This window comes from Shewanella sp. 10N.286.54.B9 (assembly GCF_041468565.1).
GTDB lineage: Bacteria > Pseudomonadota > Gammaproteobacteria > Enterobacterales > Shewanellaceae > Shewanella.
Window position 1 is genome coordinate 23,769 of the sequence record NZ_JBFRIY010000024.1, and the last position, 12,155, is coordinate 35,923.

12 protein-coding genes are annotated in these 12,155 nt (G+C 44.0%); 1 reads left to right on the plus strand and 11 read right to left on the minus strand.

Features of this window, described 5'->3' with window-relative positions:
• Positions 1-103 precede the first annotated feature (103 nt).
• Together AB4135_RS09175 and AB4135_RS09180 are read right to left on the minus strand one after the other, a co-directional pair.
• On the minus strand, positions 104-1,372 hold the full coding sequence (locus AB4135_RS09175; protein ID WP_371992233.1) for an inorganic phosphate transporter: 1,269 nt from the start codon (positions 1,370-1,372) through the stop codon (positions 104-106).
• A 24-nt stretch (positions 1,373-1,396) separates the two neighbouring features.
• Positions 1,397-2,077 carry a TIGR00153 family protein gene (locus tag AB4135_RS09180; protein ID WP_248973457.1) on the minus strand — a complete coding sequence of 227 codons (681 nt, stop codon included), beginning with the start codon at positions 2,075-2,077 and terminating at the stop codon, positions 1,397-1,399.
• Between the two features lie 231 nt (positions 2,078-2,308).
• Here AB4135_RS09180 and AB4135_RS09185 point away from each other — a divergent pair, with 231 nt between their 5' ends.
• A complete protein-coding gene (locus AB4135_RS09185) occupies positions 2,309-3,796 on the plus strand; it encodes a CYTH domain-containing protein (RefSeq protein WP_371992235.1) in 1,488 nt (495 codons plus the stop codon).
• A gap of 77 nt (positions 3,797-3,873) precedes the next feature.
• On the opposite strand, the gene AB4135_RS09190 is transcribed toward AB4135_RS09185, so the two are convergent.
• The 9 genes from AB4135_RS09190 to AB4135_RS09230 form a co-directional block, all read right to left on the minus strand.
• Positions 3,874-4,566, minus strand: coding sequence for a hypothetical protein (locus AB4135_RS09190; RefSeq protein ID WP_371992237.1), 693 nt, complete (start codon positions 4,564-4,566; stop codon positions 3,874-3,876).
• A 682-nt stretch (positions 4,567-5,248) separates the two neighbouring features.
• Positions 5,249-6,040 carry a potassium channel family protein gene (locus tag AB4135_RS09195; RefSeq protein WP_371992239.1) on the minus strand — a complete coding sequence of 264 codons (792 nt, stop codon included), beginning with the start codon at positions 6,038-6,040 and terminating at the stop codon, positions 5,249-5,251.
• A 50-nt stretch (positions 6,041-6,090) separates the two neighbouring features.
• Positions 6,091-6,420, minus strand: a complete 330-nt coding sequence (locus AB4135_RS09200; RefSeq protein WP_220736530.1) for a hypothetical protein — start codon at positions 6,418-6,420, stop codon at positions 6,091-6,093.
• Between the two features lie 106 nt (positions 6,421-6,526).
• Positions 6,527-7,180, minus strand: coding sequence for a hypothetical protein (locus AB4135_RS09205; protein ID WP_371992241.1), 654 nt, complete (start codon positions 7,178-7,180; stop codon positions 6,527-6,529).
• An 11-nt stretch (positions 7,181-7,191) separates the two neighbouring features.
• Positions 7,192-7,881 (minus strand): PspA/IM30 family protein, encoded by a 690-nt coding sequence (locus AB4135_RS09210; RefSeq protein WP_220736528.1) that lies wholly within the window; start codon positions 7,879-7,881, stop codon positions 7,192-7,194.
• A gap of 12 nt (positions 7,882-7,893) precedes the next feature.
• On the minus strand, positions 7,894-8,307 hold the full coding sequence (locus AB4135_RS09215) for a YjfI family protein (protein WP_220736527.1): 414 nt from the start codon (positions 8,305-8,307) through the stop codon (positions 7,894-7,896).
• A 91-nt stretch (positions 8,308-8,398) separates the two neighbouring features.
• On the minus strand, positions 8,399-10,120 hold the full coding sequence (locus AB4135_RS09220) for a polyamine aminopropyltransferase (RefSeq protein WP_371992244.1): 1,722 nt from the start codon (positions 10,118-10,120) through the stop codon (positions 8,399-8,401).
• Between the two features lie 67 nt (positions 10,121-10,187).
• Positions 10,188-11,087: a DUF350 domain-containing protein gene (locus AB4135_RS09225; RefSeq protein ID WP_371992245.1), complete on the minus strand. Its 900-nt coding sequence runs from the start codon at positions 11,085-11,087 to the stop codon at positions 10,188-10,190.
• A 13-nt stretch (positions 11,088-11,100) separates the two neighbouring features.
• Positions 11,101-12,060 carry a hypothetical protein gene (locus AB4135_RS09230; protein WP_371992247.1) on the minus strand — a complete coding sequence of 320 codons (960 nt, stop codon included), beginning with the start codon at positions 12,058-12,060 and terminating at the stop codon, positions 11,101-11,103.
• Between the last annotated feature and the right edge of the window lie 95 nt (positions 12,061-12,155).

The window sequence follows — 12,155 nt, forward strand, 5'->3', positions numbered from 1 at the left end:
GAGGCAATAAGGGGCATAAAACGCAAAAAGGGAGCTTGATACAAATATTATCAAACTCCCTTGATGAAATAGCAGAGTATTTCTATGCCATTAGTGCATGTATTTAGTTAAAAATACCTTTAATCATGAAGAAGAACATGATTGAAAGTGCAGCACCAGCTGGTAATGTCACAACCCAAGACACAACAATGTTACGTACAACACCAATATTAATTGCAGCAATACCACGTGCCATACCGACACCTAGCACAGCACCAACTAAGGTTTGTGTTGTTGAGATTGGTAGACCGGTACCCGATGCGATAACAACAGTCGATGCAGCGGCAAGCTCTGCAGCAAAACCACGACTTGGTGTTAAGTGGGTAATGTTCTTACCAATGGTTTGCATTACACGCTTACCAAATATGGCCAAACCTAGCACGATACCGACAGCACCAAGAGGAAGAATCCACCATACTAGCGGCGCTTTACTGCTGATTTCGCCACCACTATTAACAACAGAAACAACTGCTGCTAGTGGACCAATAGCGTTAGCTACGTCGTTTGAACCATGGGCGAAAGCCATACAACATGCAGTGACAACCATCAAGATAGCGAACACTTTCTCAACGTTGCCAAACTGAGTTTGACGATCAGCTTTCTTATCCATTTTTAAACGCTTAATGGCGATCATACCACCAATACCGACTAGCGCTGCTATCGCGATAGCCAATGAATAAGCTTCTAAGTTGTTGAAATGCAAGCCAACGTGCTTAAGGCCTTTCTTAATGGTCACAAGTGCCATCACAAAACCTGCAAGCGCCATATAGAAGGGCACATAACGTTTAGCATTTTCTAATGGGTTATCAGTATTGAAGATGAGCTTCTGTACACTTTGGAATATCATAAAGGCGATAAAGCCTGATATTGCCGGTGTAACGACCCAAGAACCTACGATACCGCCAACTTTGCCCCATTCAACCGCATCAGTTCCAACACCTACCGCTGCGAAGCCAACAATGGCGCCAACAATCGAGTGAGTGGTTGATACAGGCCAGCCTAGTGCTGACGCTGCGATAAGCCAGAGACCAGCAGCAAGCAAAGACGCTATCATGCCGTAAACGAGCAGTTCAGGTTGTTCAATAAAGAACGTTGAGTCAATAATGCCTTTACGAATTGTGCTGGTGACTTCGCCACCTGCTAAATACGCACCTGCAAACTCAAAAATCATAGCGATAATGATCGCTTGTTTAATAGTAATCGCATTGGAACCAACAGAGGTTCCCATTGCATTGGCTACATCATTGGCGCCAATACCCCATGCCATTAAAAAACCAAACAGAGCCGCTATGCCAATAAGCCATGGGCCGTTGGTGACTAATACATCAACCATGTTATTACCTTGATAATCTTTTGATTAGACGCGAGCTAACATTAGCTCTAGGCGGGAACCGACTCGCTCGGCAAGATCTGCCAAGTCGCCAACCCACTCAATTATCTTGTAGAGGAACATTACATCTACAGGGTTTAATTCAGATTCGATAGCAAACAGCTGCCTACGGATCTTAATTTGTAAGTCATCAGTGTCATCTTCAATTGAATCTAGTTCACTGATCATTTTTGCCACAAGATCCACTTCACGGCCTCTAAAACCTGTTTCTAGTAGGTCATCGAGTTCGTTAATTGCTTCTTTTGACAAAGCGACTGCATCAATACAGCGCTGCAAATAAGCAATAAAGGGTTCTTGGATTGCATGAGGGACAACAAGTTGACGGCCAATGATACGGCCGGAGATGTCTTTCGCTTTGTTAGCGATCTTATCTTGCTGGGTTAGTAGCTCCAGTAAGTCAGTACGCTCGACTGGCATAAACAAACCACCGGGCAGAGTTAAGCGGATTTCACGTTTTAGTGAATCAGCTTCTTGCTCTGCAAAGCTTATTTGCTTGCGCAGTTGAACTGCTTTGTCCCAGTCACCTGAGGCAGTAGCTTCGAAAAATGGGACAAGAGTAGACGCACAGTCATACACTTTGTCGATATGCTCTTGAAGAGGCTTAATTGGCGATTTTGCAAACACGCCCAAAATAGAGTTTACTGGCATTGCCGTTTACCTATTTAGGTTATTCCAATATTGGAAAAAGCGGGCGCATGTTAACCCAAGCGGCCGCGTAAGAAAACTGTGTTTTGTATTTAACTAAACAGTTTTTTATTCTAACGAGTTATATCTTAACTGCAAAGCGAATCCTACGGCGTTTTTATTACAAAAATATTACACTGTGTAGATTTAGTGACAGATTGATTAAATTTTGATGACAAGGTGAAAAAAAGATAGATGGAAGCTGAGATAGAACTCAAACTTTTCTTTAATGAAAAACAGAAAGAAAAGCTTATAAATCTGTTAGATAGTATACCTAATTCAGATGCTAAGGGCAGGGAAAAACTAACCAATGGTTATTTTGAAACACCTGAGCTGACTTTACGACAGTGGGATATGGGTTTACGTGTCCGTGGTATAAATAATCACCGAGAGCAAACGATTAAGACTGCAGGTCAGGTAGTAGGCGGCATTCATTCTCGACCTGAATTTAATGTTGATATTGATCACGACTTTCCTAAATTAAATTTATTCCCGAACAAAATTTGGCCAGAAGACGCTGATATTGAACTGGTGCAGTCAACATTATGCTGCCTATTTAATACCGATTTTGTCCGTCAAAAGTGGCATGTTTTTGTTGAAGATAGTTTAGTTGAGGTCGCTTTAGATATCGGTGAAATCCGTGTGGGTGATCGCTCTGAACCTATTTGTGAATTGGAATTTGAATTACTTGCGGGTGATACCAATGCATTGCTAGTACTCGCTGGCATCGTCAGCAGAGAAATTCCTGTGAGATTAGGTAAAGCCAGTAAGGCGCAGCGTGGTTACCAATTAGCGGCGCAGGCAAGTCCATTTAATTTGGAAGTGTTGGACTTTATTGCGTTAAAGCCAGAGCAAAACCTTAGACAGGTCGCTATCAATTTGCTCGAGGTCGGTTTAGACAGATGGCAACAGCTTGAAGCAATGATCCTCGATGTAGCGCTCAATCCCGTAGAGTTACCAATGCTGTGTTACCGATTAAGGGCTTGTATTCGACTGCTTCGAAGCACCTTATCTCAATTTGCATTGTTAGCGGATGACTTTGAACAAGACTTTGATTCTATTGAGCAAAGGCTGAGCTTTATCGAAGAGTCTCTGAGCCTATATTCGATATTAGAGAAAGACGGTTCCCTAATTACTAAGTTGCCAATGTCTGACGCGCTCATGGATATTGCTCATGCAAAATTACAACAACTCGACATTTCTGCCCAGTTTATCAATTTGTTGGATGATATATGTTACGGCAGGCTTCAGGTACACCTTGTTGATCTATTAATGCAAATTAGTAGTCGCAACGTTGTGATAGGTAAAGATTTAGGCCTAAGAGATTTTGCTGATAAGTTACAAGAAAAGTCGTGGCAGAAGATTTTGCAAGTGATGCCGATAGATGATGATTTAAGCAGCCGAGACTATCTGTCTGTGGCAAAAGCGCTCGATAACAGTATGTTTGTTGGGGTAGCTTATGGAGAGCTTTACTCCAATAAGTCGCGAGACCAATTTAGAACGCCTTGGCAAGATCTGGCTTTAGGCATAAGAACGTTAGCTGCTTACCGCCAATTAAAGCAGATTAGTGAATTAGCCTATATTGATATTAGCGATTGGCTAGAGAATAAAGAGTCAAGTTTGGTACAAGCGATGGAGTTTTCTCGTCGCAGTGCGATGAAGAACGAGCCTTATTGGCGCTAAATAAACACTGCTTAATTTGAAAAGTTCTATCGCAGAAAGCCCACTTAAAAGTGGGCTTTCTTATGCCAAATACAGAGTTAGAAGCTGTAAGTAAGGCCGATAACGCTTTTAGTTTCCCATTCGTCGTTAAGTGTCTTTTTCATTAGTACGGCTTTTGGTTCACCAGTATCTGCCTGGCCTACTTTGGCGTAGACTTTAAAACTGTCAGATACTTGGTAACCCGCGACTGCGAAGATTTCGCGTTTTTCATCTTTAAGGCCTTCGAAGCGGTCTTGAGTAAACGACGCTTCAATACCTGCGCTTAGGCCATTGTCAAACTGGTAGCCTGTGCCAACTTCAGCGCGGTACTCTTTAACTGTGCTATTAATCAAGTAGGGGCTGTCGTTCATTGGTACAGCTACTGGGCTGCCAACCTTAATACGGTCTTTGCGCATTGCGCGCCCTTCTACATAGGCGTAGAAGTTGTCGAAGTTAGTCTGCACCTTGATACCGCCACCTAGGCCGCCGTTGTCAAAACCTTCGCGCTTACCATCTTCGAGGTTACGCTCGCCAGAATATGCAGTTTCTGCTGCGACAAATGGGATTACTGATACTGCGCCAAAGTTAAAGTCGTAACCAATTTGAGTTTCAACGTTAACGTGTTTGTCTTGAGTGGTGAACTCCGCTTCAATCTTACCGGTTACGCCATTCATGACGTCTGCATTTGCTGCGCCGATTGAACCGAATGTAAGTGCTGCTAGCGTTGATAGTGCAATAAGTGATTTTTTCATGTTCGTATCATCCAAAGTAAATGGCAAATTATTTTGCCTATTAGTTAAAAGTTCGTTTTAGCTACTTAAAACCTTGAAATTAAATGTTTTAAGTTTCGACTCGGCTTTTGTCTTTTGCCGTGTGTTTGTCGAGTGAGGCTAGTATCTACGAATCTTCAGGTAGGATGGAGTTGGTTACTATGCGCATATCGAATAGGTGTGGCTAAGGCGTTGATATTAGAGTGCAATACCAATCGGTATAAAGGTTTGGTCGCTCAGCGAGAGTTTAGCGGTTTTGAGGCAAGGCAATGAGTGAAGTACATAGTTATTCTACGTTCAAGTTCATTAACGCAGTATCAGAGCCGCTAAAGCTCGCCTGTAAGGAGTGTTTTTGGCTTCCTACTTCGGTGTTGGACAAAGGCAAAAGGGAACAACCATTCTGCCAATTATCCGCCTTGAATTAGTTCGCCAAAAAACACTCTGAGTAGTCCAACTACTTATGCCGATTGGTATAAGCTCTATTTGTTTTCTTCAGTGGGAAGTTATTTATCACGCATTTTGCCAGAACAGGTCTAAACAGCGCGTTTGGAGTTAGCATTTAGGCATGATTATGAGCTTGGATTATGAGCTTGGATTTGCTTACTGGTGTTAAAGCTGTTGTTAGGAATAATCGCAGCACAGACTTGTCAGCGCTGCTTGTTAACTAATCCTTGTTTTTAATGGATTCCTTTAAGGTAGCGATTTCTTTTAACAGCATTTGCTGATTAGCTTCCATGCGAACAAGGCTATTATGAAGTTCAGAGCGGATCTCTTCACTATGAGATTCAAGCTTTTCTGATTCGTCTGGAGAGACAAAGACTGATGCCATGTAACCGGAAATAACACCAAAAAAGCTTACACCACAGACAATAACTACGCCGCCGATGATATGGCCTGCAGTTGTAACTGGATAATAATCGCCATAACCTACCGTTGATATGGTCACTAGCGCCCACCAAATAGCATCTTCAGCAGTTTCAATATTGGCACCTTCAACGCCGCTTTCAACAATAAGCACCAACACTGATGCGAACGTCAAAATAGTAATTAGGGCAACCAGTAAGCTTGCAAGAGTGGCCTGACGGCGCTGTTTGATCATCGGCACAATCAATGACCGGGTCATACGTATAAGTCTTACGACGCGGAGGATCTGAAACAGTCGCGCCATTCTAAGGGCTTCAATTGCTGGAATACTGGCAACAAAATCTATCCAGTGGAGCTTAAAGTAAATCTTCTTATTATCGGCTTTGAATAAGCCATAGAAAAAGTGCGACATAAAGATAAGGCAAATACTGGTATCAATAAAAAACAGTAAACGCCGAGTCTCACCGTCAAGCCCGCCAAATGTCAGTACCAGCACCACCACGACTGAAAGTAGCGACAGCAGCATCATCGCGAGTTGAAAAGGTGTTGGTGGCGTCTCTGGTTGTACTAGCCAGCGCTTCTCTGTGGTCATTTTTCGGTCCGTCGTAATAGCTGCGCAGTCCCTTGAGGGGGGAAGCGAGGTTAATCGTCTGTGCTAAATTGAACTAAATCATCCAAAACGTGCTTTTTAATCTCTAGCTGTTGCTCCGCAGTTAGGTTGTATTTTTCAGCCAGTAAAGCGTAGTCCTCCGCACTTAAAGAAACGGTAAGGCGAGGGCGTTTAGGGCGCTTGGTAACGGTTAACCCAAGAATATCTCTTATTTGATCAGATGGGCTAACACCTGCATCAAGCGCTGCTTTACGAATGGCGTATTGAAATTTTTCGTCCAAATCAAAGGCAATTTGCGTTGCCTTGGCGGCTTTTTGGTTTTGTTGCCATTGTTCAGGCAAGGTGTTTTTGGGCTTGCTCATGTGTCAGGTATTACCTTTCCATTGGATCTGCTTTATCAGTTTATGCTATCACTCATAGGCTCAGAAATAAAAAAGGTTCTAAACCTTTAAGTTTAGAACCTTTCATTTACTGACCTGGCCAGTAGTCTCTAATGTCAGACAGAGGACGATAAAGGGTCAACATGACATCGGTTTCACCGCCATCATAGACCTCTATATCAATGGCTTTATCTTCGTCATCATCCAATAATTGATATGACTCAAAAGGGTCACCCGTTGCACCATCAGCATCTTGAGGTGGTTTCTTACCGCGATAATCTTGACGGTGAAAATAACCAAAACCTGCAAAACTAACCTGATGATATTGCGGTGATAACCACTGTTCAAACTCTGGCGATAATTCAGATGACAACTCTTTAGTGGTCAATTCTGCTTTACCTGGCTCTTCAAAAATGGCGCTAAACTGCTCCAAATCGAAAAGCTCATCTACTAAACCGCGGTTAACCTTAATCGACAAGGCGAGGTAGGTTTCATCATCTTCATCAAGTCCGAGGAAGATGGTGTCGCTACCGTGACCTTTAAGCACCCATTCAGTTTGTTGTTTACGTTCATACTCATAGGTATTGACCGCTTCAACTCGCAGTTGCTGACCCCGCAGTTGCGGAGGCAGCGCAAAGCTATCATCAAGGGAGATCATATCCCCCTTATTTAACTTTGATGGGTGATCGAGTTGACGTTTAGGTTCCTCTTTCTTGCCAAATAGGCTACTTAGAAATCCCACGTCACTCTCCTTTAGCCTTTACGGGCTTTAATGCGATCAAGTACAGCGTTAGCGTTAGACTTCTGCTCACCAATACCAGCTTCAGCTAGTTTATCGTGCAGGGCTTTATCGCTATTTTCTTCCGCTAATGTCTCAGAGGCTTTAAGACGGTCATCAAATGACTGCTGACGAGCCTTGATGCGCTCTAATGAGTCTTTAGCATTAAGCAGTTTAGAGTTGCTACCTGCAAATGAGTCAGTAATTGTCGCTGTCGCTTTCTGTACGCTTTCAGTGGTTTTAACCATTGTTAGCTGACGTTGGTAATCAGTGACTTGACGTTCAGTTTTACGCACTAGCTCTTTTAAGCGAGTTGCATGTGCGCCAAAGCTTTCGTTAGCAGACTGTTGGTCATTTAGCTCTTGGTCTAGTTCAGCGATTTTCTCAGCCACTTCTAGGGCCAATGCTTCGTTACCTTTTTCAAGTGCTTGTGCTACGTAACCTTCATGTTCAGCTACAGCACGCTTTAAACGGTCAACTTCACGGCTAGCTTGCATCTCTTTAGCCATGACTTCTGTTAGGTCGCGTTTTGCTTTAGTGAGGTGCTTCTCAGCATCACGGATCTCTTGTTCAAAAATACGTGTTGAGTTAGCGTCTACAATACCTTGGCCAACTTCAGTTGCGCCACCACGAAAAGCAGTAAGAATTTTGTTTAGAATGCCCATAATGTGGCTCCTTTATTTAAGGTAGTCGACGAGTTCGTCGATAACTTCAAGACAGTTGTCAGATAGAACAGACAATTCTTGCTCTATCTCTTCCATGCTTGATTGCACAGATAGCGCGCCGTAAACCACATATTTGTCGTCGATCTTTGCAAATGACGAAAGTGGCATTGGGATGTTGAGTTCTAACATGGTCTCAAACATCTCACTACGTCGCTCTTGATTCACTTCATCCTCGCCCCACAGGTAACTGATGCAAAGGATTTGGTTGTCCGTAACCGATACGAATACGGGGATCTCTTCTCGGCCAACAACGTTAACCTGCAAGACTTCCACGTCGCCATCAATTGGATAACAATCAAATTGAAAGCCAGTATGGCTATTGTCGCCAAGTTCATTTAGATGGTTGGCAATGTTGTGGATATTCATATTTGTCCTCATTGACATATTATGTCTGCGATTAAAGATACCACTGCGACATAATATGTCAAGCGCTATCTTCAGTGTTTAAAAATAAACCTTACTGATTTTCTAGCCAAGCCTGCTGGTGGTACTGATACAGCTGGCTTGAGCCTAAGGTATTGGGTTTAATTGCTTGCTTGTCGATATAAAAATTACCCGGAAAAGCAAAAGCAGCATGCATCAGCTCTGGGGTAAACCAAGCATCATCTATGGGCAGTTGCTTTATTTCATTTAGCCTAGATTTGGCGCTTTTGCCACTTAAGGTAGCAATAGTCCAACCCCATTCGCCAAAACTAGGTACATTATGGTGGTACTGGTCAACATTAAAGCCTGCTAGCTCTAAGGTATTACCGACAGAGATAAATGCGTTCGGTGCATGATATGGCGATGTTGACTGTACCGTTAAGGCAGCATCACGACTCATAAGTTCCTTAAGCTTTAAATAGAAAGCATCGGAATAGAGCTTATTAAGATCCGGATGGCTTGGATCGGGAAGGTCGACAATAATCGCATCGAACTTCTCCTCGTTTTTAAGCAGTTTATCGACACCATTAAACGCATCATCAAAGATTAATCTTACTCGCGGATCATTTAGCGCGTCTTTATTAAGCGACATCAAGGCTTGGGATAAATGCGCTGGCATATCGGTATCCGGATTTTTGAATAGCTTAACCAGCTCTTCATCTAAGTCCATTAAGGTGACTTGCTTAGGTTGCCACTTAAGCACTTGAGTGAGCCCTAAACCATCTCCACCACCAATGATCAATATTTTGTCATGGCGAGCGCTGGCAGCCAATGTCGGATGCACTAAGAAAGAGTGATAGATATGCTCGTCACTGCTGGCGAACTGCAAGCGGCCATTAATATAGAGCGAGTGAACAGGGCCTAGGCCATTGCCGCGAAGGCGTTCAGTGAACGTTAGCTGTTGGAATCGCGTCGCCTTGGCGTAAACCACATTGTCTTTATAAAGCAGGTTATTAAAGCTTTGCTCCCAAGTAGGGCCATGCAATGCTAATAAAATGAGTATACCAGTTGCAGCAATGTGTCCCGCTAGTAGTATTTTTACGTGGCGGATCTGTGCCCAAAAGCGCCAGATAAACAGTAAGCCTGCAAGCAGATTGAAACTTGCGGTTAACGCTGCTGCTAATTGGATATCGATGGCGAGCATAAACATCACCCAGATGGCTGCTCCAATGCCTGCGCCGATATAATCAGCACCATAGATAGTGCCAGCATTATGCATCAGGTGGGCTTCAGAGAGTGCTTGGCGTACCCGGGCAATAAGTGGGATCTCCATCCCAATCATTAAACCTAACAGCACGCCCCAAAAGTAGGGCAAGTACTCACTGAGTTTCTGTAAGGTGCCAATAAAGCCGCCATCAGGTAGCTGATCGCCAGGAAGGCCGAGTGTTTGGGCCACAATTAAAGGCAGCTGTTGGCCGAAGCCAATGACCGCAGCAGTGATTAAAATGGCTAATGAGCCACATAAGGCTACAGTGAGCTCAAGTACCGCAAAGCCGGTAAATGCACAGCGGATCTTACGCGCCGCAAAAGCACCGACGCCCATAGAGACAATCATCAGCCCTATCATGGTATAAATGGCCGCTTCTAGTGCACCAAGAATGCGGCCGGCATAATGGGATAACAAGTATTCGTAGATCAGGCCACAACCTGCAAGTACTGCCATTATTCCAAGTAGTAGTACATCATCGAACCAGCCAAGTTTGCCTGGTTTGCTAGTGTTTGGCGCTAAGGTATCTATTTGAGAGCTGTTTGGCATGCTAAGTCTATTGGGTTAACGGTATGATGAAAATGGGAGCAAAGTTGCTCCCATTTCTAGGTGGTGATTAGGCCATTAATGCCGCGAGAATAAGCGCAATGGAAACACTAATTGCCATTTCAACAGCGGCGACGCCGACATTATGCTGCTTCTCTACTTCATCAAATAGATCAATGTTAGCGAGTACTAACTTTTTGACGATTTTTATTAAAATAGACAATGATAACAACATAATGACTGAGAATATCAACCAACCAATCAAGTTAGCTACATAAGCTTCTGGATCGAAAATAATAAAATGGCTGGCAGCATTGAAACTGAATGCCATTGCCAACATGTATCCAGCGTGTCTAATAGCTAATGCTGTGTGCCCTTGGGCTAATGCTTCTTGCATTGACGCGCCTTGATTACGCTTAGCATAACGATTGGCACGTACACGAGTCAGGATCACTAGCATCAATTGCGAGATTGCAAAGGCACTAAAGATAGCGATGAAGGTGTAGACGGTAAGATCTTCTGCCCACATCAATACCGAGCGAATAATAATGGCGGTCGCGATAGCGGCTGCTGCATCTACAATCGCGACAGACACATTGCCCTTTACAATGAGTGCATTCTTATCAATTTCATTCAGTGCCACTTTGTCATGTAAAAAACGACCAAGTTTGATGAGGAATAAACCAAATAAGCCGTAAGCACTCATGCCAATGGCTTCGACCAAGTATGATTCTGCTGCTTCACCTGTTATCGCGCCAGTCAGTACAATGCCTAACGCAGCCACCGCGCCAGCGGTACTTATCCCAAAGGCAAAGTTATCATTTTCTGCAAGCTCCTGGCGGCTATTAACCTTAACAGTCCAGCCCTGTAGGTAGCGCATTAAGGTCAGCAGCAATACTGCGATTGTAAGATCAATCGCTAAAATAATGAGTAGATCTGGCGTAATACCGTTGTTTAGAAAAAATGTCATTTGAGTCCCTTAATTATTTGCCTCGGCGAACACCGCGAGTAGTACGACTGCTGGAATTACGAAAGCTACTGTCTTTAGAATAGTTAGAGCGGAACTTGCTCTTACTGCTCGCAGTGCGTCCTGTTGAGCTTGCTTTGGGTGTACTCGTACTTTGTCTAGATAAACTGGTTGAGCCGGTACGTGATTTGGCGTAGGGGCTATCAAACCTTTTACCCTGGGAGCTGTACTGCTTTTTAGTGCGCTCATAAGTTTGAGTTTGTGCGCGCGCTTGTTTGGGCGATGTATAGCGGTAGCGACCCACATCATTGTAGTAGCTATAGTTACGACGACTAGACCAGCGGTCATAACCAATAGGACCACGTGTTAAGTTAGAGAACATGGAATACATGCCGTACCATGCCCAAAATGACATGCCATTAGAGCCTGTTTGCCAGTTACCGTAAGAGGGGTTGCCGACCAGTTGGCTGCCTGCACCAAAGTCTTCTGAACCATTCGCTAATGCAGCCGCTTCGCGGCTAATAGAGTTAACCCGCGCCAGTGCGCCATCAGACATATCTGCCACTACGTTGAGTGGATCTGAGAGCATATCGTTATATAGGCTAGGATCTGCTGCTTGGTAGAGGTTCTCTACCTCGGCCAGTTGCTGATCGAGATCGACAAAATTAGCTGCATTTTGTGCCTCTGTTGACCTTCTAACCAGGGAGGTAAACATTGGACCCCGATTGGTCGCATCGGTTGCTAGCTCGTTTAACAACGGCACCAAATCAGGCTTCTGCTGCGAGAGGACGCTAGTATATTGCTGCAACAAACTTGCATTACGCACTTGGCCGTCATTGAGCATGGTACTAAGCGAGTCCAAACGCTGTTGAGTCAGCTGCTGGTACTTTGCAATTTGCTCAGGTCTATCATCACCGCATCCTGCGAGCGAAAACGCCAATATAACGGTGAGAACACGAATTAGCATTCCTGCCATGTTTTCTCCAAAAATTCAGTTAAGGTAAGGCATTGGTCGTTGTCAGTATCTTGCGGCTATTTTCTCTGCCTAGCATGCTATTTTAGTACATGAAC